The organism is Paractinoplanes brasiliensis, from assembly GCF_004362215.1.
In the GTDB taxonomy this organism is placed as follows: domain Bacteria; phylum Actinomycetota; class Actinomycetes; order Mycobacteriales; family Micromonosporaceae; genus Actinoplanes; species Actinoplanes brasiliensis.
The window spans coordinates 4,730,728-4,754,612 of record NZ_SNWR01000001.1 but is presented as its reverse complement, the minus strand read 5'-3'; the positions used below and the strand labels follow the sequence as shown (position 1 = coordinate 4,754,612).

Here is a 23,885-nt window from a genome sequence, read left to right as displayed (position 1 = left end):
TCCTAAATTCTGGGAGGTATGTTTCGGCTTGTGGGACACAGTATGAGCGGTGTCGGCGTTCTCGACAAGGCGGTAGTCATCCTGGCGGCGTGCGTCGACGGCGCCAGCCTGGCCGAGCTCGTCGACCGTACGAAGCTGCCCCGGGCCACCGCACATCGCCTGGCCCAGGCGCTGGAGATCCACCGGATGCTGGTGCGTGACACCCAGGGCCGATGGCGCCCCGGCCCCCGGCTGGGTGAGCTGGCCAACGCCGCGCCGGACGTGCTGCTGACCGCGGCCGAACCCCTTCTTTCCGCATTGCGGGACGCGACCGGGGAGAGCGCGCAGCTCTACCTGCGCCGTGCCGACGAGCGCATCTGCGTGGCCGCGGCCGAGCGGGCGAGCGGCCTGCGGGACACCGTGCCGGTCGGCTCGGTGCTGCCCATGGTGGCCGGCTCGGCCGCCCAGATCCTGCTCGCCTGGGAGCCGCCCGAGGCGGTGATGCCGCTGCTGCCCCGCTGCAAGTTCACCGGCCGCACCCTGGCCGAGGTGCGCCGCCGCGGCTGGGCGCAGAGCGTGGCCGAGCGCGAGCCCGGTGTGGCGAGTGTCTCGGCGCCGATCCGAGACCGTACGGGCCGGGTCATCGCCTCGATCTCGATAAGCGGTCCGATCGAGCGTCTGGGCCGTCGTCCCGGCGAGCGGCATGCGATGGCTGTGGTTCGGGCCGGGCAGCGCCTCTCGGGCCTCTGACGGCCTCTCAGGCGGGCCGGCGTGCGCCTCTACGGACGCCGGCCGGGAATGCGCGGTCCTCGACGACATCATCGCGGGCGCGCGGGCCGGGCGGAGCGCCACCCTGGTGCTCCGCGGTGAGCCCGGCATCGGCAAGACGGCGCTGCTGCGCTGGGCGGCCGGGCGCGAACCGGGCTCGTTGTGGGTCAGCGGCGTCCGGTCCGAGGCCGATTTCCCGTACGCGGCACTGCACCGCCTGCTGATCCCGCTGCTGCCGGGCCGCGAAACGCTGCCCCGGTCGCAGCGCGCGGCCCTGGAGGTGGCCTGTGGCCTGGCCGACGGGCCGCCGGCCGATCTGTTCCTGGTCAGCCTGGCCGCCCTGACCCTGCTGGCCCGGCGGCCCCGCCTCTGCGTGGTCGACGACGCCCAGTGGCTCGACGAGGAGTCGCTGCGCGCGCTGGCCTTCGTCGGGCGCCGCCTGCACGCCGAGGGCCTGGTGCTGTTGTTCGGGGTCCGGTCCGACGACGACGAACTGCTGGCCGGCCTGCCCGAACGCGCGCTGGCGGGCCTCGACCGCGACGCGGCGGCGGCGTTGCTGACCGATGTGGCCGACGGGCCGGTCAACCCGGCGCTGGCCGACCACATCGCCCGCGCCACCGGCGGCAACCCGCTGGCGCTGACTGATCTGGCTCACGAGCTGACCGCCGAGCAGTGGAGCGGGGTCCGGCCGGTGCCCGAGCCGGTGCCGGTCGGCAGCCGCCTGGAGGCCCACTATTCGGCCCAGGTCCGCGCCTATCCCCCGGGCGCCCGCGCCTGGCTGCTGCTGGCGGCGGCGAACGCGGGCGCCGACCCCGCGCTGGCCGTCGCGGCCGCCCGGCGCCTCGGCATCGATGTGACCGACGCCTCCCCGGCCGAGGCCGACCGGCTGGTCACCGGGTCGCCGCCGGTGACGTTCCGGCATCCGCTGGTGTTGTCGGCCGTCTACGGCGTGGCCACCTCGGCCGAACGGCGCTCGGCCCACCAGGCGCTGGCCGCGGTGACCGTCGGCGCCGGCGACGCCGACCGGCGGGCGTGGCATCTGGCCGCCGCGGCCGCCGGGCCCGACGAGACGGTCGCCGCCGAACTGGAACGGCGCGCGGACCGGGCCGGCGCCCGCGGCGGGCACACCGCGCGGGCCACGTTCCTGAGCCGGGCCGCGGAACTGACACCGGGCGCGGCCGATCGAGCCCGGCGTCAGGTGCAGGCGGCCGCGGCCCATTCGGCGGCCGGGGACTCCGCGCGGGCCTACGCGTTGCTGGCCGGCACCGACGCAGCCCTGCTCGACGACGCCGATCGCGGTACGGCGCTGCTCGTCCAGGCCTTGTCGGCAGTGACTTCCGGGGTGGCCGGCGCCAACCTGGACAGCTGTGCCCGCTGCCTGTCCGCGGCCGAGGCCTTCGGCGCGGCCCACCCGGCCCAGGCGCGTGCGGCCGTGCTGCAGGCGATCGAACACGCCGCCTCGGTCGAGGACTCGGCCCGCGGCGCCGACGAGCAGAGCATCGCCCGGGAGGCACGGCGGCTGGCCGGGCCCGATCCGTCCGGCGTGCCCGCGCTCCTGCTCGCCGCGTACGCCGATTACACCCTCGACGGCCACGCGGCGGGCGCCCCCGCGATCCATCGGGCCGTGGCCGCCTTCCTCGCGCCCGGAATCGACTACGAAACGGTGCTGGCGCACGTCGTCGTCGCGGTCAACCTGTGCACGCTGGTGTGGGACGACCGTTCGCAGCGGGCCGTGCTCGAGCTGGCCGAGGCGGCCGCCCTGCGGACAGGGGCGCTGCGGGTGCTCGAAGTGATCCATCACGTGGCCGCGATGGCCGACGCCGTGCTGGGCCGGCTCAACGAGGCCGACCGGCACGAGACGGCCGGGCTGCGGCTGCGCCGGGCGATCGGGTTGCCGTCGGCGCCCCGCCACCCCGAACTGGCAGCGTGGCGGGCCGCGCGCGGCGAGCGGGAACCCGTCGCCGCCGCGGCCCGCGCGTTCGCGTCGATCGGGATGAGCGCGTCGAGCCGGGTGACCTCGCACAGTCTCGCCCTGACCGACCTGGGCCTGGGCGACTACGCGTCGGCGGCGTCCCGGCTGCGCCCGATGACCGAGCCGGGACGGCCGCGCCGCTACGCGTGGACGCTGCCCGACCTGATCGAGGCGAGCGCCCGCTCCGGCGACCGGGCCGCGGCCCGGCAGGCGCTGGACGATCTCACGACGGCGGCCACGGCCTGCGGCACACCGTGGGCGCTGGGGGTGCTGGAGCGCTCACGCGGGCTGATGGCGCCGGCCGACACCGCCGAGAACCATTACCGCTCGGCGATTTCGGCCCTCGAGACCACTTTCGCGTACGGGGATCTGGCGCGCTCACATCTCGTGCTGGGTGAATGGTTGCGCCGCAAACGACGACGGCGGGCCGCTCAGGAATCGCTGCGGACCGCGTTGGAGATGTTCGAGGCGGTGCGGGCCACGTCGTTCGTCGCGCGGACCCGGCGCGAGTTGTCCGCGCTCGGCGGGAACGTTCCTGACCCCGTACGGGGGAATGGCGAAACGGCCCTGACCCCGCAGGAGGCCGCCGTGGCGCGCCTGGCGCGGGACGGCGGCACGAACGCGGAGATCGCCGCGAATCTGTTCCTGAGCGTCAGCACCGTCGATTACCACCTGCGCAAGGTATATCGAAAGCTGGGCGTGCGGTCGCGGCGGGAACTACGCGGGAGTCTGCACGACTGACTACGCGGGACACGGGATTCGCGTACGGGCTCAGAGGCACCACCATCGGCCCATGAAACCCATCATGTTCGTCCACGGATTCTGGGTGACCCCGCGCAGCTGGGAGAACTGGATCGCGTACTACGAGGCCAAGGGACATCAGGTGATCGCGCCCGGATATCCCGGTTTCGAGGTCGAGGTGGAAGCGCTCAACGCCGACCCGTCCCCGATCGTCGCCCTCACCGTGCCGCAGATCATCGCCAAGTACGAGGAAGCCGCCCGCTCGTTGCCGGAACCGCCCGTCATCATCGGGCACTCGGCCGGTGGCGCCTTCACGCAGATCCTTCTCGACCACGGGTTCGGCGCCGCCGGAGTCGCGCTCAATTCCGCGCCGACAGAGGGCGTACGGGTGGTGCCTCTGTCGCAACTCAAGTCGACGTTCCCCGTTCTCAAGAGCCCGGCCAACCGGCACAAGGCGATCCCGCTGAGCTTCGAGGAATGGAAGTACGCCTTCACCAACACGTTCACCGAGGACGAGTCGCGGGCGCTGTACGAGCGCTATCACATTCCGGCCAGCGGCGGCATTCTGTGGGGCGGCGTCCTCGCCAACTTCCAGCCCGGGCATCAGGACACGTGGGTCGACTACCACAACGACAACCGCGCGCCGCTGCTGTTCGTGTCCGGCTCGGAGGACCACATCATGCCGCCGGCGATCCAGGAGTCCAACGCGAAGCACTACAAGTCGAACACCGTCACCGAGCGCCGGGTGTACGAGGGGTACGCGCACCTGCTGCCCGCCCAGAAAGGCTGGGAACAGATCGCCGACGACGTGCTCGACTGGGCCTTGCGGCACGCCCGATGACCGACCTGACCATCACCCACATCGGCGGGCCGACCACGCTGCTCGAGCTGGCCGGTGTGCGGCTGCTCGTCGATCCGACCTTCGACGCCCCCGGCCGGCGCTACTCGTTCGGCTGGGGCACGTCGTCGCGCAAAACCGCGGGTCCCGCCTTGCCGGCCTCCGATCTGGGCAAGCTCGACGGCATCCTGCTCACCCATGACCAGCACGCCGACAACCTCGACGACGCGGGGCGCGCGCTGCTGCCCACGGCACCGGTCGTCGTCACCACCCCGGCGGCGGCTCGCCGGCTGGACTGCACGGGCCTGGCGCCGTGGCAGTCCACCACGATCGGCGATGTCGAGGTGACCGCCACCCCGTCCCGGCACGGCCCCGCCTGGAGCGTGCCGATCGTCGGCCCCACCACGGGTTTCGCGCTGCGCCCACCCGGTTCCCCGTCGGTGGTCTGGATCTCGGGCGACACCGTCGTCTTCCCCGGCGTGCTCGAGGTGGCCGACCGTTTCACCGTGGACACCGCGATCCTGCACCTGGGCAAGGTCCAGTTCCCCCTCACCGGCCCCGCCCGTTTCACCATGACCGGCGGCGACGCGGCCACCCTGTGCGCCCGCCTCAAACCGCGCCGGGTCATCCCCGTCCATTACGAGGGCTGGTCCCACTTCCACGAGGGCCGTGCCGAGATCGACGCCGCTTTCCCCCCGAACACCCTGACCTGGCTGACCCCCGGAGTCCCGATGTCCTGACCGCTATGTTGGGCGGCGTGGCAGATATCGCAGTCCGGCGTGTCAACTACGGCCATTTCATCCGCCCACCCGAGGAAACCGGCACGGGATCCCCCCGCGCCGAACCCACCTTCGGCTACCTGGTCGAGCACCCCACCGCGGGCCACATCCTGGTCGACACCGGCATGGGCGGCAACGCCGAGGTGGACGCCTGGTACCGCCCCACCCGCATCCCCCTGCCCGCGGCTCTGGGCGCGGCAGGCGCCACCGTCGACACCATCCGCATGGTCGTCAACTGCCACCTGCACTTCGACCATTGCGGCGGCAACCCCCAGCTGGCCGACCGCCCGATCTTCGCCCAACGCTCCGAACTGGACCTGGCCCTGGCCCCCGAAAGCCACACCCTCCCCGAACTGGTGGACCACCCTTTCGAAGTCCTCGACGGCGAGGCCGAACTCGCCCCCGGCGTCTTCATCCTGCCCACGCCTGGCCACACCGCCGGCCACCAGTCCCTGGTAGTCCGCCGGGCCAACGGCACAGTGATCGTCGCGGGCCAATCCCACGACAACGCAACCCTCTTCACCACCGACGCCCTGGGCCACCGAACCCACGTAGGCACCCAACCCCCGTGGCTGGAACGCCTGCTGGCCCTCGACCCGTCCCACATCTACTTCGCCCACGACAACGCCATCTGGACCCCCTGACCCACGCACGCCCCCACCGAAACACCCGCGAGCGCAGACCCTCCACCGCAAAAACACCGGACCACCTGCAACGTAGGACCGCCAGAGGCGTAGGACCACCGCGGGCATCGGACCGCCAAAGGCGCGGGACACCGGAATGTTGGCAGTCGGGGAGGTGGGACCGCCGCAAAGGTCGCGGCTGGGGGACCGGAAACGCCCAGTTCGCGGCTGGGCGGTCGGAGCAACGACCGCTCGCAACGGCCGACCGGCGACGGCCTCGGGGTCGCAATCCCCCGTCGCAGATGCCCTCCGATGGCGGTAGCGGCTACCAGACAGCCACTACCAGGTCACCCCTCGTGGACCCCGCACCGGACTCCCGGGGGCAAGGGGCGAAGCCCCCAAGCACACCGAATGAGCAACCACCCACCCCACCGCAAGCACCGTAACGTGGGGTCTGGGGGCTCGGCCCCCAGGAGAAATGCGGAATGAGCCCGTCCGCGCTTTCTGCGGACAGGCTCAACCCGAATGTAGCCCCGAAGGGATTCGAACCCTCGCTACCGCCTTGAGAGGGCGGCGTCCTAGGCCGCTAGACGACGGGGCCAGGACTTGCTTTTGCTGCTTCCGCTTCCGCGTTGGCGGCGGGCCGAACTCTATCAGAAGTCCAGCGCCGCCTCCCTCGTGGGAGTGGTAGCGCTGGGGTACCAGGACTCGAACCTAGACTAGCTGAACCAGAATCAGCCGGGCTGCCAATTACCCCATACCCCATTGGCCCAGTTTCCCGTGCCGAGAGAAAACCTTACCTGACGGTTGTGGGCCCACCAAATCGGGTTCCGTCATCGGAAGAGCTGGGCGTTGCGGCGGGCCCACTGTTCGTGAGTTTCCGCAGGTCGCCCGAGGAGTTCGGCGACGGCCGGCAGGGCGGCCCGGGGGTGGTCGACGAAGACTGCGGCGCCTTGCACGCGCCGGCCGGCGTACTCGCCCAGGGCGGGCTGCAACCGTCCTCGACGATGACCTGGGCCGCCGCGGCGATCACGTCCTGGATCACCTCGTCGCGCGGGGTGAGGGCGGAAGGCGCTTCGCTGCGTCGCACGACCGGGCTCAGCACGGACGAGTGGTGGCAGCAGCGCGGGGAGATGTGGGAGTGCTGGTTCGACGTCGGGAGCCACCCCACGATGACCGCGATCGGGAATGCCGGCGCGTTCGACCGGGGCGGCGACGAACAGGCCCAGGACGCGTACGGCCTGGACCTGTTGCTGCGCGGAATCGAGACGTCAGTCCAGCGAGACGACCGGGTTCCGCAGTTCGCCGATGCCCTGGATGGTCACCGACACCGTGTCGCCCGGTGTGATCTGACTGACCCCGGCGGGGGTGCCGGTCAGGATGATGTCGCCCGGCAGCAGTGTCATGACGTGCGACACGTACGACACCAGGGTCGGCACGTCGAACACCATGTCCTTGGTGCGGCCCAGCTGCACGGTCTCGAGCGCCGAGGGGTCGCGGCCCACCTCGGCGCGGATCTCGAGGTCGCTCACGTCGAGGCCGGTCACGATCCACGGGCCGATCGGGCAGAACGAGTCGAAGCCCTTGGCACGCGTCCACTGCGGGTCGCTGCGCTGCAGGTCGCGGGCGGTGACGTCGTTGCCGATGGTGTAGCCGAAGATCGCTTTCTCGGCGGCGGCCCGGTCGAGGCGGCGGGCCCCGGTCGCGCCGATCACGACGGCGAGCTCGCCTTCCTCCTCGACGCGCTGGGACTGCGGGGGGAGCCGGATGGCGTCGTTGGGGCCGATCACCGAGGTGGACGGCTTGATGAAGATCAACGGCTCCTTGGGCACGTCGTTGCCGAACTCGGCGGCGTGGTCGGCGTAGTTGCGGCCGACGCCGATCACTTTGCTGGAGAAGATCGGGGCGAGCAGGCGCACGTCGGCCAGGGCCCAGCGCTGACCGGTGAACCGGACCTCTTCGAACGGCAGCGAGCCGATCTCGGCGATGGTCAGGCCCGACGCGTCACCCTCGACGACGCCGAACGACACACCTCCGGCATGAACAAAACGGGCGAATCGCACGGTTGATCCCCTCTACGGCTAGCAGCTCTTCAAGGGAAATCTACGCCGAACGCTCCCCGTGCATCTCGGTCGCTGTCGAGCCCAGGCGCGGGAACGGGTCGAGCGAAAAGATGACCTCGACCGGCACCTCGAAGTAGCGCGAGAGCCGCAGGGCCAGGTGCAGGCTGGGGCTGAACTCGCCCCGCTCCAGGTAGCCCACCGTCTGGTAGTGGACCCCCAGGGCGTCGGCCAGCTGCCGCCGTGTGACCCCGCGCTCGGCCCGGAGCATCGCGATGCGGTTGTACGTGACTTCGCTACCCATCGGCTCTCTCTCAACGACCCACCGTGGTCAGCGCCCGCTCGCGCCGGGCAGCGACCGCGGAACCCGACTCGCGCCGCGCCATCCGCCGCATCAGCACGGGCGCCACCAGCAGGCCGAGCACCGCCCACAAGGCGAGTACCCCGAACGTCTCGAGATGACGCCACGAGTCGCCCAGCTCGACCGAGGCCAGCGCGTCGGGCAGGAACGCCGACCGCATGCCCAACCCGAGCCAGTAGATCGGGAAGATCTGCGCGACCGCCTGCAGCCAGCCCGGCATGCCGGTGATCGGGTAGAAGATGCCGGAGATCGCGACCAGCCCGAACACCGGCATCATGACGAAGCCCAGGTTGCGCGGGTTCTCGAACGAGGATCCGATGGCGGCGCCGATCGGCATCGTCGCCACAACGGCCAGCGGGAGCAGCCAGACCAGCGTCAGGGCTCCGCCGAGATCGACATCGAGCCCGTCGACCAGGAAGACCCCCGGGATCAGCACGGCCAGTACGGAGAACAGGGTCATGCCGCCGACCGTGATCACCTTGCCGATCAGGTAGCCGTTCATGCCGTTGGGCGTGGCCTTGGCTCGCAGCAGCGTCCCGTCCTCACGCTCGACGACCAGGATCTGGGCGATCGTGAGCAGGCCGCCGAACGCCAGCAGCATGCCGAGCGAGCTGGGCAGGGTGGCCGCGCCGAGCGAGAAACTCGTGCCCGGCACGGTCGTCCTGTTGGTGAAGAACACCGTGATGAGCAGGCCGAGCGAGGGGAAGAAGTAACCCCAGAGGTCCTGCGCGGTGGTGAGCGTCTGCCGCAGCTCGACGAGCCCGCGGGCAACGCCGGCCTTCAGCGACTCGATCATTACGGGCTTCCCTCCGAGTCGTGTACCAAGCGCATGTACGTGTCCTCGAGGCTGTTCCGCCGCACCTCGAGGTCTTCCACCGCGTCCCCGTGTTGCACCAGCAATTCCCGTACGAAGGGAACGGGGTTGGCCGCCGCATGGACGAAGCGCTGTCCGTCGCGGCTCCAGCGGACCTCGCTCTCGCCCGCCACCCGCCGGGACAGCTCGTCGGCCGAACCGTCGGCGATGATGCGCCCACCGGACAGGATGAGGATGCGGTCGGCCAGTTTCTCGGCCTCGTCCAGATCGTGGGTGGTCAGCAGGATCGTGGTGTCGTCCACATCGGTCAGCCGGTGCACCAGGTCGTGGAACTCGCGCCGGGCCGCCGGGTCGAAGCCGACCGTCGGCTCGTCGAGAAAGAGCAGGTCGGGACGGCCGACGATGCCGATCGCCACATCGAGCCGCCGACGCTGGCCGCCGGAGAGCCGGGCGACCCGGGTGGTGGCCGCGGCGGTCAGGCCGACCACCTCGAGCAGGTCGTCGACAGGCCATGGCCGCGTCTTGGCGTCGGTGGAGTAGCGCCGGTAGTACATCCCGAGGTGGCCCAGCAGCTCGCGGACCTGCCACTTGCCGTGATCGCGCCAGGATTGCAGCACCACACCGACCTGGGCCCGCCACGCCTCACCGGCCGTGGCCGGGTCGACGCCGAGCACGTTCACCTCGCCCGAGGACCGCATGCGGAACCCCTCGAGGATCTCGATCGTGGTCGTCTTGCCCGCGCCGTTGGGCCCGAGCAGCACGAGGACCTCACCGCGTCGCGCGGCGAAGCTCACCTCGTGCAGGACGTCCTTCGTCCCGTAGCGCATCCGCAGATCGCGGACGTCGATGACCCGTTCGTCGACCGGCACCGATACGCCGGCCTCGGACGCCCCCGCCAAAGTCGTTCCTGCCATGTCCAGGACATTAGCAAGAATGTAGTAGGTGTACTACAGATCCGAGCAGCCCTTCGTCATATGCCACAGGAGTGACCGAATTACGGGCATTGGTCGTTTTCGTCCGCGACGCACGACGCATTCGCGCCTCACGGTGATCGTGTTGATCGCTTCGGCTGGATACGCTGAGGCGATGGGGATCAAGCAGGTGAGGGCGCTCACCACGACGCTGCCCTCGGTCACCTGGATACCTCTCGCGCGGGCACACGCCGAGCGGGCCGACGAGATGACCGCGGGCCACCGTGCCCGCCGTGCCGTCGGCGAGAAGCACGCCATCGAAGATTTCCTGTACGACTACTACGGCACCCGCCCGTCCGTGCTGCGCCGGTGGCACCCCGGAGTCGGGGCCGGCCTCGCCCCCGCGCCTGACGGCCTGGCCGAGCAGTCGTCGTGGAAGTTCTACATGACCTATCCGGACGGAGTGGTCGCGCTCGACCAGGACGCCTACATGCAGGCCCGCGGCGAGAGCGTGCGCTACATCCACGGCCTGCTGACCGCCACGGCGTCGCGCCCCGTCTTCTCCGGCTGCTTCGGCCTGCACGAGTGGGCCATGGTCTATCGCGACCCCGACCACCGCCACCCGCTGCCGCTGCGCCTGGGCCAGGCCGAGACCGACAAGGTCGTCGAGCAGCACCCCATCCGCTGCACCCACTACGACGCGTTCCGCTTCTTCACCCCCGAGGCCGTCGGGCTCAACCGCCTGCAGCCGACCCGGGCCACCCAGGTCGACCTCGACCAGCCCGGCTGCCTGCACGCCGCGATGGACGTGCACAAGTGGGCGACCAAGCTGGGCGCCGCCGTGCCGGGCGCGCTGGCCCTCGACTGTTTCGCGCTGGCCTCCGACATCCGCCTGCTCGACATGCAGGCCAGCCCGTACGACCTGAGCTCCTACGGCCACCCCCCGGTCAAGATCGAAACCCCCGAGGGCAAGGCGGAGTACGTGGCCCGCCAGCGCGAGTTCGCCCGCCGCGCCGCCGCCCTGCGGGCCCGCCTGATCCGCGTGTGCGAAGAACTGATGGGCCCGGAAAGCGCCGCCCGCAACCGCGAGGCCGTAGCCCCCTTCAACCACCGCTGAGACGAGCCTGCCGGGCGACGTCATCCGCCCTCGGCGAGGCGCTGGAACAGCAGGTGGTCCTGCCACTCGCCGGCTATGCGCAAGTAGCGCGGCGCCATCCCGTACGGGCGAAAGCCGTTGACCTCGAGGACGCGCTGCGAAGCCTTGTTGTGCAGAAGGGTGCCGGCCTCGACGCGATGCAGGCCGAGCGCATCGAAGGCCAGCCGGACCATCTGCGCGACGGCAGTGCGGGCGACACCGCGGCCGTTGACGTGCTGGGACACCCAGTAGCCGAGCGAGGCGGACTGGAACGGGCCGCGGACGATGTTCGACAGGACGATTCGGCCGACGAGGCGCCCGTCCAGGACGATCACGTGCGGCACTGTCGACTGCTGCGCCAGCATGTCGCCGAGCACCTGCCGCTGACCGGCTTCGGTGAAGTAGTCCGGCGAGCGCTCCGGTTCCCACGGGGCCATGAACTCGCGGTTGGCACGCGTCAGCGAAGCCATCTCGGGGGCGTCGCCGGCCGTGGCCAGGCGGGTGGTGACGGTCATGACGCGGGGACGGTGAGCTCGGCGATGATCGCGCGGTGGTCGCTGCGGGGGATGGCGTGCACGCTTGTTCCCCGTACGCCGATCCGTTCGTCCACGAGCACATGGTCGATCGTGACCGGCGGGATCGGGTTGCCGTCGTACGGTCCCCAGGTGCCGATCAGCCCCTTGCCGGTGACGTCGGCGGCGTCGCGGTAACCGCTCGCGATCAGTTCGCGCATGGGGGCGTGGTCGAGGGTGGCGTTGAAGTCGCCGAGCAGGATCACCGGCGTCCCGCTCTTGTCGGCGCGGGGCTCGGCCAGCAGGTCCTCACGCCACTGGCCGAGAACCGATCGCGCGTACGGCGCCAGGGGGTGAGCCGACTCGACGACAACCGGCCCGGCCTCCGGGATCTGCAGGGTCCCGTACGCCTGCATGAAGCCCCCGCCGTTGCGGTTGGCTCCCGCCGAGGTGATCGGATAGCGCGAGTACAGCCCCGAGCCGTCGGCGCCCGGTTCGTCGGCCAGTGACGAGTACGGCAGCAGCGCGCCCAGCCCAGCGTCGGCCAGTGCCTGTTTGCCCTCGGTGGTGAACTCCTGCACCGCCAGCACGGCGACGTCGTGCTCGCTGACCAGCTTGACGATCGCCGTCGCGTCAGCCTTGCCGAAGAGCATGTTCGACGTCATCACGGTGAGCTGGACACCCAGCCTCGGGCCCTTGTCACGGTTCGGAATGGCCCGGGGCAGCACCGCCGCGGCCAGCGCGAGCGCAACGATCACGGCCACCGCGCCCACCGTCCAGCGCCGGGTCGCCAGGGCCAGGATCGCGGGCAGCCAGGCGGCGGCCGCGACATAGGGGGTGAACGCGAACAACTGGACCACGGGCCCCCTTTCCCAGCCGCCGAGCCGGATCACGGCCCAGCTCAGAAAAGGGAGGATGAACAGCCAGAACAGCACGGTCAGCGCGGCCTTTCGTCGTCGTCGGGGGTGACCGTCCGCCCGACCGGCGCTCGGCGCGCTGGTGATCGTCATGGCGGCGAGGCTAACCACCCCACGCCAGACCAACTATGACGCGGCGGCAGAAGTGACCGGACCGACTATGAAGCAGAGCTCGCAGTGTCGTGCTCTCCTGGCCCTACGACCGCTTCGCTCACTCCGGTGCAGTCGATCATGACCGTGGAAGAGTGACCCTTGCGACCAATGCCCGGTGGTCACTTCCCGACACAGAGTGAACGGATGTCCCCCGTACGCCGATGCGGTTGTCCACCAGAATGTGGTCGAGCGTCACCGGCGGGATCGGCAGGCCCGCGTACGGACCCCACGTGCCGATCAGCCCCTTGCCGGTGGCAGCGGCCGCGTCGCGATAGCCGTACGAGATCGTCTTGCGCAGCGCCGCGTGGTCGAGCGTCGAGTTGAAGTCGCCCAGGATCAGCTTGGGCGGCCCCTGACCGGCTCGGGGCAGCGCTTCCAGATCGGAGCGCCACGCCTGTTCGGCGGCGAGCGCGTACGGGGCCAGCGGGTGCGCCGATTCCACGAACACCGGCCCCGCCCCGGGCACCTGCACCGTCGCGTACACCTGAAGGTTGCCGTCCTGCAACCCGCCGCCGTCGCCGCGCCGGGAGCCCTGGCCGGTGAACGGGAAACGGGAGTAGAGACCCGACCCGGTGGTGCCGATCTCGTCGGCCAACGCGTGATGCGGCAGCAGCGTGTCGAGCCCGGCCGCGGTGAGCCCGGCCGCCGACTCGGGGGTGAACTCCTGCACCGCCAGCACCGCGACGTCATGCTCGCGGACCAGGTTCACGACGTCCGCCGGGTCGGCCGCGCCGATGAACACGTTGACCGTCATGACCGTCATCGGGACGCCTGTCGCCGGGCCCTTGTCGTGGTCGGGAATCGCCCGGGGCAGCACGGCCCCCGCCAGCAGCACGGTGGCCAGCGCGGACACCGCCGCGGCAAGCCACTTGCGGGTCAGCAACGCGATCACCAGCGGCACGAACGACCACGCGGCCGCGTACGGCGTGAAAGCGACCAGCTGTACCAGGAAGCCGCTTTCCAGGCCGAACAGCCGGACCACCGCCCAGGCCAGGGCCGGCAGGGCCAGCAGGATGAGCAGCGCGCTGCGCCTCACCCGCCGGCCCGGCCGGACCTCGGACGGTGTCTCGGTGATCGTCATGGCGGCAAAGCTATCGGTCCCGCCTTGCCGTTCGCTGGGAAGGGCGGGTGATTCAGATCTCCGCGTCGACCACGTCGCCGATGCCCGCGGCCACCAGCTCGTCGCGGATCACCGCCGCGTCACCCTCGACGACCAGGGTGAGGCCGTGCGGGTGCAGGTGCCGGCCGGCCGCCGCGCTGACCTCCTCGATCGGCGTCTCGAGATATCGCGTACGCAGTGCCGGGTAGTAGTCGTCGGGCAGGCCGTGCACGACGAGCGTGCTCAGCGCGCCGACGATCGAGCCCGGCGTCTGCATCTCGACCGACAGCTGCCCGGCCCGCCACGAACGCGCGACGGCCAGCTCCTCCTCGGTCACGCCGAACTCCTGTGTCCGCGCGATCTCGCCGAGCGTGTCGACGATGGCGGGCACGGTCACCGCGGTCTGCACGCCCGCGGCCACCTCGAAACGACCGAAGCGCCGGCTCATCGCGTACGCGCCCCTGATGCCGTACGTGTAGCCCTTGACCTCGCGGATCAGGTGGTTGAGGCGGGACGTGAACGCCCCGCCGAGCACCGTGGCGGCCAGCGTCATGGCCACATAGTCGGGCGTGGCCCGTTCCGGCGAGCGATGGCCGATGCGCAGCGTCGACTGCACCGAGCCGGGCCGGTCGACCAGCAGGATCCGGCGCTGGTCCCGCACCGGCACGTCGAGCGGCGGTTCGGCGGTCAGCGGGGCGCCTTCCACACCACCGAACGCGGCCTCACCCAGCGCCTTGAGGTCGAGGGTGCTCAGGTCGCCCGCGACCAGCAGCACCGACGGGCGGTGGAGCCAGGAGCGGTGGAACGCGACCACGTCGTCGACGGTCACCGCGGCCACCGAGGCCGGGTCGCCGTGCATCGGGCGGCCGAACCGCTCGCTCGCCCCGAACAGGTCGGCTCGAAGGGCGGCGTCGGCGCGGGGGCCGGGCTGGGCCCAATCCATGCGCAGCGCGGTCACCTCGTCGTCGCGGACCCGGTTCACGTCGTCGGGGTCGAGCCGGGGCGTGCGTACGGCCTCGGCGGCCAGCCGCACCGCGTCGAGCAGCTGCGGCACCGGCGCCGAGACCCCGACGCGGAAGGTGTCCCAGTCGACGCCCGGCGACAGCTCGGCGCCCAGGCTCTCCAAGGCGATTGCGTACGCCGCCGAGTCGCGCTTCTTGGTGCCCTCTTCCAGCGACTTGGCCAGGACGGTGGCGGTGCCCTCGCGTCCTGCGGTCTCGCGGGCGGCCCCCGCGTCGGCCAGCAGCATCGCGCTCGCCAAAGCTTGGCCGGGCAGGTGGGCCCCGATCACGGTGCCGCCCCCGGCCTGCACGCGCTGCAGGTCGGGGAAGGTGTACGGCCGGGCCTCGCCCGGTTCGGGACGGGTGGCGATCAAAGTCATCAGTTGTCCCCGTTCTCGGGCAGGTAGGTCAGCGTGACCCGGGATTCGGGCTTGAGGGCGTACTTCGCGGCGTCGGTGACGTCGTCGGCGGTCACCGCGAGCCACTGCGGCAGCCTGTACGCGGCCGCGCCCGGGTCGCCGAACTGGGTGGTGTACCGCGAGAGCGTGTCGGCGCGGCCGCCCACCGTGGACACCTGCCGCCACCACGAGGTGGTCAGCAGCGCCTTGGCCCGGGACAGCTCCTCCTCGGTCACCGGCTCGGTCACCAGGCTGCCGATCACCTCGGTCAGGCCCGCCTCGAGGGTCTCCACCGGCACGCCGTCCTTCGCGGTCGCGGTGATGATCAGCGGGGCGGGAGCGTGGGCCAGATCCACCCCGTACGAGCCGATGTAGTCGGGCTGGGCGATCCGGGCGCCGTCGGCCAGGCGCTGATAGAGGCGGCTGCCCCGGCCGTTGCCGAGCACCGCGGCCAGCACGGTGATCGCGTCGTACCCGGCCGTGCCGAACGGGTGCGTGCGGTGTGACACGTACAGGCGGGGCGCCGGCACGACAGCGCTCACCGTTTCCCGTACGGGCTCGGTGGCCGGGCCGGGCAGGTAACTGTGCGGCGCCGGCGGGATCGACGACACCGGCTCGATCACCCCGAAGTACTTTTCGGCCAGCGCGAACACCTCGTCCGGCGACGCGTCCCCGGCCACCGTCAGCACGGCGTTGTTGGGCGCGTAGTACTGCTGGTGGAACGCCTTGAAGGTGTCGAGGGAGGCCGCGTTGAGGTCTTCCATCGAGCCGATCGTGGCGTGGTGGTAAGGGTGCCCCTCGGGATAGAGCAGGGCCAGCAGGCGCAGCCAGGCATCCCCGTACGGCACGTTCTCGTAGCGCTGGCGGCGCTCGTTCTTGACCACTTCGCGCTGGTTGTCGAGCGTCTCCTGGGTGAGCGCGGGCACCAGGCCGCCCATCCGGTCGGCCTCCAGCCACAGCGCCAGTTCCAGGTGCTCGGCCGGCATGGTCTCGAAGTAGTTGGTGCGGTCGGGGTTGGTGGTCGCGTTCAACGAACCGCCGTTGCCCTGCACGAGCCGCATGTGCTCGGTCTTGGCCACGTGCTGCGAGCCCTCGAACATCAGGTGCTCGAACAGGTGGGCGAAGCCGGTCTGGCCGGCGGGTTCGTGCCGCGAGCCCACGTCGTACCAGAGATTGACGCAGACCACAGGCGCGGTCCGGTCCTCGCTGACGACGACCCGCAGGCCGTTGTCGAGGCGGGTGGAGGCGATGGGCCACGGATAGCCGGTCACGACGGCCGGCGCAGTTGGGGACGTCACCCGTTCATAGTGCCCTGTCCGCGTGCCATGCTGGGCGGCGTGGTGGATGACGTCCGGGTCAACGATCGGCTGACGATTCCGGCGGCCGAGCTCGCCTGGCGCTTCTCGCGCTCCAGCGGCCCCGGCGGTCAGGGGGTCAACACGACGGATTCCCGGGTCGAGCTGTCCTGGGATCTGGGCGGCTCGGCGCTGCTGCCACCCGCGCTGAAGGCACGCGCCGCCGAACGCCTCGGTCACCGGCTGGTGCAGGGCGTGCTCACCGTCACCGCCTCCGAGCACCGCTCCCAGCTGCGCAACCGTGAGGCCGCGGCGGCCCGGCTGGCCGGGTTGGTCGCCTCGGCCATCGCGGCGCCACCCCGCGTACGGCGGGCCACCCGCCCCTCCAAGGGTTCCGTCGAACGCCGCATCGCCGAGAAGAAACGCCGCGGCGAGACCAAACGCAACCGCCGCTCCTACCCCTCCGACTGATGTCGCTGGTGCTGCTGCACGGCCTGGCCGGCAGCGCGCGCGAGATGGCCCCGCCCGCCGACGACTGTCCCGAGCGCCTGCGGGCCTATTTCGCCTCGCGGCCCGCCTCATCATCGACTTCCTCCGATCCCTGGGCCGCACTCCAGAGCCCCGCCCCGGTCAATCTGGGGCGGGGCTTTTGCCCGGTGATACGAGGGCGCCGCGGGATCGTCGACAACCAGCCCGTCCAGTATCCGGGTAAGGGTCAGCCGATGCCGTACGCGCGGAAGACGGTGACCTCGGTGTAGGCGCCCCCGGCGACCGTGGCGCGGACCTTCAGGGCCACCGCGCTGGTCGTCGGGTTCTTGACCGTGGCGTACCAGGTGCCGTTGATTTTCTGGACGGGCACGGTGCGCCAGGTCTTGCCGCTGTCCGGGGACATCTGCGCGGTCAGCTTGCTCAGCTTCGGGTCCTTGCCACGCTTGGCGTCGGGGTCGACCACGGTGCGGAGCATCTTGACGGCGACCTTGGTCGTGCTGCCCGGCTTGGCCCGGTTGGTCATGCTCAGGCCGGTGGGCACCAGGTGCACGGAGTAGACCCCGGCCAGCGCGCTGGCCTTCGGCTTGCTCTGGAACCGGAACGTCACTCGGCTGGTGGTCGAGAGCATGCCGGCCGGGTACGTGATCTCGGGGTAGTAGCGGGTGGCGGTGTTGGTGAGCGTGTACCAGCCGGCCTTCTTGACCGTGTAGTACAGCTCGGTCGACTCCGGCTCCCAGCCCTTGTCCTGCTTGCCGGCCACCTTCTTGCCGCCGTAAGTCAGGGTCGCCACGGCCTTGTCGCCGCCCTCGACCGAACCGTCGTGGGGGAACGCGGGGTCGGTGAACATCTCGTTGAGGCCGAACATGATCCGGCCGCGGATCGTGACCGGCAGCTGCGAGCTGGGACCCCACACGGAGTTGAAGAAGTTCAGGTTGTACGACTTGCCGGCCTTGACCGTGCGCTTGGCGAAGTAGCCGCCGATGACCCAGGTCTCGCCGGATTTCGTGGCCGCCGACGAATCGGCACGGACGTGCCAGGTGCCGGGCGTGACGAGCACGTTGGTGACGGCCGGTCGGTCGGTGCTGCCCAATCCGGCGTACAGGTCTTGGCCGCACCCGCTGGTCTGCGGCTGCACCGCCAGGCCGGAGTAGTTCGATCCGGCCGGGCCGCGCCGCTGGACCGCCCGGAACGTGGCGAGCTGACCGCGGGCGAACGTGCGGCCCAGGCCGCCCGGCACGCCGGTGGTCTGGTGCAGCGCGGCATAGCTGGTGGACTCGCCGCTGTGGTCGGTCCACCAGCCCAGCGCGGCGAAGCCGAGGTACTTCGAGGCGAACGGGACGATGTAGAGCTTCGTGCCCGGCCCGGCGGACGCTTCCCATCCTTCGCTCGCGCTGGTCCGGGTGCAGACGCGCATGCTCATGTAGCGATCGAGGCCGGCGGGGGCGGGGCTCAGCGCCATCCCGACCCCTTTGCCCTGGCGGGCGTCGATGGTCAGCTTGGCCGAGCCGGACACCTTGACGGCCTTGCCGGACAACGTCACCGTGTTGCCGGTGGTGACCGAGGTCAGCACGGCGTACGTGCCCTTGCGGAGTTTCTTGGCCTTGCCGGAGGTCGCCGAGAATGTCTCGCTCGTCTTCACGTCCACCAGGCGGAGCCCCGCCTTGACCTTGGCGCCGTTGCGGTTGATCACGGTGACCGTGAGGGTGTGGGTGGCGGCCACGGCGGCCCCGCCCATGCCCAGCAGCATGGCGGGGACCACGGCGAGGGCCAGGCCGCGGCCCAGGCGGGCACGCTTGACGAATGGGAACATGGCAATCCCTGCGGCGACGAAGAGGTGGGGAGCCGTGATCATGCCATAAAGGACGGTACGGTGTCGTCCCCTTCTCCGCTCAGGGGATGAGGACGACCTTGCCGATGTTCCGGCCCTCCTCCAGCAGCGACAGCGCCTTCGCCGCGTCGGCCAGGGGCAGGCTGGTGATGGTGGGGCCGCTGACCTTCCCCTCGGCGAGCCACGTGAACAGCCTCCCGGCCGCCGCGAACGAGGCCTCCGGACGCTGGGTCAGCCAGTGCGTGACGTTGAAGCCGATCAGCGACTGCGCCGGGGCGGGGTTGTAGAGCACGCTGCTGAGGGCGGCGCGATCGACCGTGCCTTCGTAACCGGCCAGGCTCCCGTACGAGATGAGCCGGCCGAAGGGCGCGAGGATCGAGATGGTCTGGCTCAGGTGTTGCGGGCCGACGGGATCCAGCGCCACGTCGACGCCCCGGCCACTGGTGAGGTCCCTGACCTTCGACGGCCAGCCCTCGCCGCGGTAGTCGGTCGCGGCGTCGGCGCCCAGCTCGAGGGCGATACGCCGCTTCTGCTCCGTGCTCGCGCCCGCGATCACGGTGGCGCCGAGCGCCTTGGCGATCTGCACGGCGTAACCGCCCAGCCCACCCGCGGCCGCCGGCACGAACACCGTCTCGCCCTCGCCGACCTTGGCCGCCTCGATGAGCAGGATGGCGGCGGTGACTCCGACGATCGTCAGCCCGGCCGCCCGCTCGGCGGTCATGCCCGGCGGGATCGGGAACAGGTTGGCGGCGTTCGCCGTGACCAGCTCGGCCCATCCGCCGCCGGCCAGCGTGCCGGCCTGCCCGAAGACCCGGTCGCCGACGGCGAACGTCCGCACCTCGGAGCCGACCGCGACAACTGTGCCCGCAACCTCGGCCCCCAGCACGAAGGGCAGCGGCGTCGGGATGTCGAACGGCATTCCCTTGCGCCGCATGAGGTCCATGAAGTTCACCCCGGCCGCCTCGACGCGGACCAGCACCTCACCCGGGCCGGGTTGCGGGTCGGGCACGTCGACCAGTTGCAGAACCTCGGGGCCGCCGGTCGTGTTCATCTGGATCGCCTTCATGACAGCACTTCCTCCCAGTTATGTGGCTAGCCACATTATTTAGTTGTCTAGCCACATAACTCAAGGTGTCGGCGGACACATAGCATGGGTCGCGTGCCCGATGACCTCTCCCGGCTGCTCGGCGACAAGCCCAGCCTGCTCGAACGCGCACCCCTGACGCTGGGCCTGGTCGCGCTCTCCCGCACGCTGCACGGCCTGATCGCCGAACAGCTGCTGACGCTGGGTCTCTATCCCGGGCAGGAGCTGATCCTCATGCGGCTCTTCGATCGCGACGAGCAGATCCAGACGACGTTGCAGCAGTCGATCGGGCTCGACCACTCCACGCTGTCCCGCAGCATCCGGCGCATGGAGGACGCGGGCCTGGTGACCCGCCACCCCGACCAACGTGACAAACGCGCGATGGTCGTCTCGCTGACGCCCGCCGGCCGGGCGCTGCAGCCCCGGCTGGCCGAGATGTGGGAGACGCTCGAAGCCCTGACCACCGATGCGCTCGGCCCGGACGGGCAGGCCGGACTGCTGACGGCTCTCGAAAGCTTGGAACACACCCTGGCCGAGGTCCGCCGCCGGAAGAACTAATCGGATGCCCGCGACGGGGACGCGGGCCTAGCATCGGGGCATGAGCTTCAGGCAGCAGCTGACGACGACGCCGGGATGTCCCGGCGTGCGTTCGCGCTGACCTGATTCGCAGCGACAGACACGGCCCCGGGCGAGATGCCCGGGGCCGTTCCGCGTGCCCGGATTCTCGCCCGCACAGAGCAGGGAGAGAACCATGCACATCGACCACCGCAAGCTCGGGCGCGAGCTCGACCTTTTCGACTCCGATCCGCTGCTCGGCGCGGGACTGCCGTTCTGGTTGCCCGGTGGCGCCGCCGCGCGGCACGCGGTCGAGTCCCACCTGCGCGAGCTGGAACGCCGCAACGGGTACCAGCACGTGTATTCGCCGGCGCTCGGCAAGCGGCAGCTCTTCGAGAAATCGGGCCACTGGCGCAACTTCGCCGAGGACATGTTCCCGCCGATGCCCATGGGCGGGGACGAGCTGGTGCTGCGGCCCAGCCTGTGTCCGCACCACGCGCTCATCTGCAAGTCACGCGGCCGGTCCTATCGCGACCTGCCGCTGCGTATCGCCGAACTCGGGCCGATGTACCGCGCCGAGCGCTCGGGCGTGCTGGGCGGGCTGTCCCGCGTACGGGCAATTCAGCTCAACGACGCGCACATCTTCTGCGCCGCCGAGCAGGCCGCCGCGGAGGTGGCCGACGTCCTGCGGCTGATGCGGCAAGCACACAAGGCCCTCGGGGTCGAACCGTCGTCGTTCCAGCTCTCGCTGCGCGGCGAGGGCAAGAAGTACGGCGGGGACGAGCAGGGCTGGGCCGCGGCCGAACGGCTGCTGCGGGAGGCGCTCGACGCCGCGGGGGTGGACTACGCCGCGGTGCCGGGCGAGGCCGCCTTCTACGGGCCGAAGATCGACGTGCAGGTGGCCGACTCCGCCGGTCGCGAGTGGAGCCTGGCGACCGTGCAGATCGACTATCACCAGCCGGAGGCGTTCGATCTCGAGTACGCGGACTCCTCGGGCGGCCGCTCGCGCCCGGTCATGGTGCACCGCAGCCTCGCCGGCTCGATGGAACGGCTGTTCGCGCACCTGATCGAGGTGCACAACGGGGCTTTCCCGCTCTGGTACTCCCCCGTGCAACTGGCCGTGCTGCCCGTCTCGCAGGAACAGAACGGCGCCGCGAACGACCTCGTCCGGGCCGCCGTCGCCGCCGGTTTGCGAGCCGAGGCGCTGCACGAGGGCTCGATCGGCGCGCGCATCCGCTCCGCCGTCGAGAGGCGGATCCCGTACGGAGGAATCATCGGAAAGCGCGAGGCGCCGGACGGCCTGGTGGCGCTGCGGCATCGCGACGGCCGCCAGTTGCCCGCGATGCCGATCGCTGCGGCCGTCGAGATGATCAGCGCGGAGGCGCAGCCCTAGTGCGTGGACACCGTACGAGCGTCGACCTCGATCTCGATGCGCATGCGCGGGTCCGCCAGGCCGCACACCATCATGGTGGCGGCCGGGCGGGTCCCGCCGAACGCGCGGCGCAGGACGGGCCAGCACGGCTCGAAGTCGGCGCGGTCGGGCAGCAGATAGCGCACCCGTACGACGTCGGCCAGTGAGCAGCCGGCCTCGGCCAGCGCCGCAGCGATGTTGGCGATCGCCTGTTCGGCCTGCTCGACCACGCCGTCCGCGATGGTCATCGTGGCGTAGTCGAAACCCGTGGTGCCGGAGACGTACACATGGTCCCCGGACACCACGGCTCGGGCGTACCCGATCTGCTCCTCGAAATCAGAGCCGCTGAAGATCCTCACTCGTTACTCTGCGAGGCCGTACGTCAGCGCGTCCACCAGCGCGACCCACGACGCCTCGACGATGTTCTCGTGCACCCCGACCGTCGTCCAGTCACGGTCGCCGTCGCCGGTCTCCAGCAGCACCCGCGTGATCGCGTTGGTGCCATGGCTGCCCTCGAGGATGCGCACCTTGAAGTCGGTGAGCTCGAAGTTCTTGAGCTGCGGGTAGTGCTGGCTCAGGGCGGCGCGCAGGGCCTCGTCGAGCGCGTTGACCGGGCCGTTCCCCTCGGCCGTGGCGATCACCCGTTCCCCCCGTACGCGGACCTTGACCGTCGCCTCGGAGACCACGGCACCGTCCTCACGGTGTTCGACCTGCACCCGGTACGACTCCAGGCTGAACGGGCGGGCCAGCTTGCCGTCGAGCAGCTCGTCGCGCACCAGCAGCTCGAACGACGCGTCGGCGGCCTCGAACGACCAGCCGCCCGCCTCCAGGTCCTTGACCCGCTGGGTGACCGTGGTGAGGGTGTCCGGACGGCCGGCCAGGTCGATCCCAAGTTCGCGACTCTTGAGTTCGATGCTGGCCCGGCCGGCCATCTCGGTCACCAGGATCCGCATGTCGTTGCCCACAACCGACGGGTCGACGTGGTTGTAGAGCAGCGGATCCACCTTGATCGCACTCGCGTGCAGTCCCGCCTTGTGAGCGAAGGCCGCGGCCCCGACGTAGGCCTGGTGGGTGTCGGGGGCGATATTGGCGATCTCGGCGAGCGCGGACGAGACCCGCGTCGCCTTCTCCAGGCAGCCGTCCGGTAGGACCTGCAGCCCGAGCTTGAGCTGGATGTTGCTGACCGTGGCGAACAGGTCGGCGTTGCCGGGCCGCTCGCCGTATCCGTTCGCGGTGCACTGGAAGTGCTTGACCCCGGCCTCGACCGCGGCGACCGTGTTGGCCACGGCGCACGAGGTGTCGTTCTGGCAGTGGATGCCGAGAAGATCAGCCGAGACCCCCGTACGCTCCACGACCTCGGTGATCGCCTTGGTGACCATCGAGGGGAGCATGCCGCCGTTGGTGTCGCACATGACCACGCGTTCGGCGCCCGCGTCGATGGCCGTCCGGACGACGCTCGCCGTGTACTCGGGGTCGAAGCGGAAGCCGTCGAAGAAGTGCTCGCAGTCCACGAACGCGCGGCGGCCGTTGGCTACCAGGTGGCGCACGGTGTCGCGGACCATGGCCAGGTTCTCGTCACCGGTCGTGCGCAGCGCGCGCTCCACGTGGCGGATGTCGCTCTTGGCGACCACGCACACCACCGGCGTCTCGGCGTCGAGCAGGGCCTTGACCTGCGGGTCCTCCTCCACCCTGGTGTTCGCTTTGCGCGTGGCGCCGAAGGCCACCAGCACAGCGTTCTTCAGGTCGAGCTCGGTCCTCGCGCGCTGGAAGAACTCCGTGTCCTTGGGCATGGCGCCGGGCCAGCCGCCCTCGATGAAGCCCACGCCGAACTCGTCCAGCAGCTTCGCGACCGCCAGCTTGTCGGCGACCGAGTAGCTGATCCCCTCACGCTGCCCGCCGTCGCGCAACGTCGTGTCGAAGACCTGGTACTCCATGGGGCTTCCCTTCAGGCAAGATTGGTGGACCCAACAAAAAGACCCCCCGCGGATGCGGGAGGTCTGCGCGTCGGCGTGGAGTCAGCCGGCGCGCTAGGTGCCAATAATGAGCACGAGGTGGGTCACGCCAGGAAGTGTGCCACGTGCCCGGCGATGTGGAACAGAAAATCCACGGAATGGGACGGGTTCCCTCACTCGGGGGACACTTTTGCGTCACAGCGCGGATTG

General features: G+C 70.6%; 23 protein-coding genes and 2 tRNA genes. 10 read left to right on the top strand and 15 right to left on the bottom strand.

Features of this window, described 5'->3' with window-relative positions; translation table 11 throughout:
• Positions 1–42 precede the first annotated feature (42 nt).
• Genes C8E87_RS21565 through C8E87_RS21545 form a run of 5 tightly spaced genes read left to right on the top strand, consistent with a single transcriptional unit; the run spans position 43 to position 5,721 of the window.
• The gene (locus C8E87_RS21565; RefSeq protein ID WP_023561932.1) at positions 43–729 is read left to right on the top strand and encodes an IclR family transcriptional regulator; all 687 of its coding nucleotides are present in this window, start codon (positions 43–45) and stop codon (positions 727–729) included.
• The gene (locus C8E87_RS21560; RefSeq protein ID WP_133874773.1) at positions 683–3,460 is read left to right on the top strand and encodes a helix-turn-helix transcriptional regulator; all 2,778 of its coding nucleotides are present in this window, start codon (positions 683–685) and stop codon (positions 3,458–3,460) included. The genes C8E87_RS21565 and C8E87_RS21560 overlap by 47 nt, the downstream gene beginning before the upstream one ends.
• A gap of 52 nt (positions 3,461–3,512) precedes the next feature.
• Positions 3,513–4,301 carry an alpha/beta hydrolase gene (locus C8E87_RS21555; protein WP_133874772.1) on the top strand — a complete coding sequence of 263 codons (789 nt, stop codon included), beginning with the start codon at positions 3,513–3,515 and terminating at the stop codon, positions 4,299–4,301.
• Complete coding sequence (locus C8E87_RS21550) at positions 4,298–5,038, top strand: MBL fold metallo-hydrolase (RefSeq protein WP_133874771.1); 741 nt, start codon at positions 4,298–4,300, stop codon at positions 5,036–5,038. Before C8E87_RS21555 ends, C8E87_RS21550 begins: the two co-directional genes overlap by 4 nt.
• 17 nt (positions 5,039–5,055) lie before the next feature.
• Positions 5,056–5,721, top strand: coding sequence for an MBL fold metallo-hydrolase (locus tag C8E87_RS21545; RefSeq protein WP_166661208.1), 666 nt, complete (start codon positions 5,056–5,058; stop codon positions 5,719–5,721).
• A gap of 507 nt (positions 5,722–6,228) precedes the next feature.
• Here the strand turns inward: C8E87_RS21545 and C8E87_RS21540 are convergent.
• The 6 genes from C8E87_RS21540 to C8E87_RS21515 all read right to left on the bottom strand — a co-directional run bounded on the left by C8E87_RS21540 (position 6,229) and on the right by C8E87_RS21515 (position 9,849).
• Positions 6,229–6,301 (bottom strand) — tRNA-Glu (locus C8E87_RS21540).
• 92 nt (positions 6,302–6,393) lie between these two features.
• Positions 6,394–6,465: transfer RNA gene (locus C8E87_RS21535), tRNA-Gln, on the bottom strand.
• Between the two features lie 506 nt (positions 6,466–6,971).
• Positions 6,972–7,763 carry a fumarylacetoacetate hydrolase family protein gene (locus C8E87_RS21530; RefSeq protein ID WP_133874769.1) on the bottom strand — a complete coding sequence of 264 codons (792 nt, stop codon included), beginning with the start codon at positions 7,761–7,763 and terminating at the stop codon, positions 6,972–6,974.
• Positions 7,764–7,803: 40 nt separating this feature from the next.
• Positions 7,804–8,064 carry a helix-turn-helix transcriptional regulator gene (locus tag C8E87_RS21525; protein WP_133874768.1) on the bottom strand — a complete coding sequence of 87 codons (261 nt, stop codon included), beginning with the start codon at positions 8,062–8,064 and terminating at the stop codon, positions 7,804–7,806.
• Positions 8,065–8,074: 10 nt separating this feature from the next.
• Positions 8,075–8,917: an ABC transporter permease gene (locus tag C8E87_RS21520; RefSeq protein WP_133874767.1), complete on the bottom strand. Its 843-nt coding sequence runs from the start codon at positions 8,915–8,917 to the stop codon at positions 8,075–8,077.
• Positions 8,917–9,849, bottom strand: coding sequence for an ABC transporter ATP-binding protein (locus C8E87_RS21515; RefSeq protein WP_133874766.1), 933 nt, complete (start codon positions 9,847–9,849; stop codon positions 8,917–8,919). Before C8E87_RS21515 ends, C8E87_RS21520 begins: the two co-directional genes overlap by 1 nt.
• Before the next feature lie 172 nt (positions 9,850–10,021).
• Between C8E87_RS21515 and C8E87_RS21510 the strand changes: the two genes are divergently transcribed.
• On the top strand, positions 10,022–10,963 hold the full coding sequence (locus tag C8E87_RS21510) for a 3-methyladenine DNA glycosylase (RefSeq protein WP_133874765.1): 942 nt from the start codon (positions 10,022–10,024) through the stop codon (positions 10,961–10,963).
• A gap of 20 nt (positions 10,964–10,983) precedes the next feature.
• On the opposite strand, the gene C8E87_RS21505 is transcribed toward C8E87_RS21510, so the two are convergent.
• From C8E87_RS21505 to C8E87_RS21485, 5 genes are all read right to left on the bottom strand, one after another.
• Positions 10,984–11,496 (bottom strand): GNAT family N-acetyltransferase, encoded by a 513-nt coding sequence (locus C8E87_RS21505; protein ID WP_133874764.1) that lies wholly within the window; start codon positions 11,494–11,496, stop codon positions 10,984–10,986.
• Positions 11,493–12,503: an endonuclease/exonuclease/phosphatase family protein gene (locus C8E87_RS21500; RefSeq protein WP_133874763.1), complete on the bottom strand. Its 1,011-nt coding sequence runs from the start codon at positions 12,501–12,503 to the stop codon at positions 11,493–11,495. The genes C8E87_RS21505 and C8E87_RS21500 overlap by 4 nt, the downstream gene beginning before the upstream one ends.
• 136 nt (positions 12,504–12,639) lie before the next feature.
• Entirely contained in the window at positions 12,640–13,644 is a 1,005-nt protein-coding gene (locus tag C8E87_RS21495; protein WP_133874762.1) for an endonuclease/exonuclease/phosphatase family protein, read from the bottom strand.
• Positions 13,645–13,696: 52 nt separating this feature from the next.
• Positions 13,697–15,043: a M16 family metallopeptidase gene (locus C8E87_RS21490; protein ID WP_133874761.1), complete on the bottom strand. Its 1,347-nt coding sequence runs from the start codon at positions 15,041–15,043 to the stop codon at positions 13,697–13,699.
• Positions 15,043–16,359 (bottom strand): M16 family metallopeptidase, encoded by a 1,317-nt coding sequence (locus C8E87_RS21485; RefSeq protein WP_203720428.1) that lies wholly within the window; start codon positions 16,357–16,359, stop codon positions 15,043–15,045. Before C8E87_RS21485 ends, C8E87_RS21490 begins: the two co-directional genes overlap by 1 nt.
• Before the next feature lie 27 nt (positions 16,360–16,386).
• Between C8E87_RS21485 and arfB the strand changes: the two genes are divergently transcribed.
• Both arfB and C8E87_RS21475 read left to right on the top strand, forming a co-directional pair.
• Complete coding sequence (arfB, locus tag C8E87_RS21480; RefSeq protein ID WP_438866187.1) at positions 16,387–16,827, top strand: alternative ribosome rescue aminoacyl-tRNA hydrolase ArfB; 441 nt, start codon at positions 16,387–16,389, stop codon at positions 16,825–16,827.
• A complete protein-coding gene (locus tag C8E87_RS21475; protein ID WP_133874759.1) occupies positions 16,827–17,114 on the top strand; it encodes a hypothetical protein in 288 nt (95 codons plus the stop codon). Before arfB ends, C8E87_RS21475 begins: the two co-directional genes overlap by 1 nt.
• On the opposite strand, the gene C8E87_RS21470 is transcribed toward C8E87_RS21475, so the two are convergent.
• Positions 17,072–18,655, bottom strand: a complete 1,584-nt coding sequence (locus C8E87_RS21470) for a hypothetical protein (RefSeq protein ID WP_133874758.1) — start codon at positions 18,653–18,655, stop codon at positions 17,072–17,074. The two genes, C8E87_RS21475 and C8E87_RS21470, sit on opposite strands and share 43 nt — an antisense overlap.
• 79 nt (positions 18,656–18,734) lie before the next feature.
• Complete coding sequence (locus tag C8E87_RS21465) at positions 18,735–19,739, bottom strand: quinone oxidoreductase family protein (protein WP_133874757.1); 1,005 nt, start codon at positions 19,737–19,739, stop codon at positions 18,735–18,737.
• Between the two features lie 93 nt (positions 19,740–19,832).
• Between C8E87_RS21465 and C8E87_RS21460 the strand changes: the two genes are divergently transcribed.
• Together C8E87_RS21460 and thrS are read left to right on the top strand one after the other, a co-directional pair.
• Positions 19,833–20,315: a MarR family winged helix-turn-helix transcriptional regulator gene (locus C8E87_RS21460; RefSeq protein WP_166661207.1), complete on the top strand. Its 483-nt coding sequence runs from the start codon at positions 19,833–19,835 to the stop codon at positions 20,313–20,315.
• A 154-nt stretch (positions 20,316–20,469) separates the two neighbouring features.
• On the top strand, positions 20,470–21,705 hold the full coding sequence (gene thrS, locus C8E87_RS21455) for a threonine--tRNA ligase (protein WP_275408917.1): 1,236 nt from the start codon (positions 20,470–20,472) through the stop codon (positions 21,703–21,705).
• Here thrS and C8E87_RS21450 read toward each other — a convergent pair.
• Positions 21,702–22,082, bottom strand: a complete 381-nt coding sequence (locus tag C8E87_RS21450) for a RidA family protein (protein WP_133874754.1) — start codon at positions 22,080–22,082, stop codon at positions 21,702–21,704. The two genes, thrS and C8E87_RS21450, sit on opposite strands and share 4 nt — an antisense overlap.
• Positions 22,083–22,085: 3 nt before the next feature.
• Complete coding sequence (cimA, locus tag C8E87_RS21445; RefSeq protein WP_133874753.1) at positions 22,086–23,657, bottom strand: citramalate synthase; 1,572 nt, start codon at positions 23,655–23,657, stop codon at positions 22,086–22,088.
• Between the last annotated feature and the right edge of the window lie 228 nt (positions 23,658–23,885).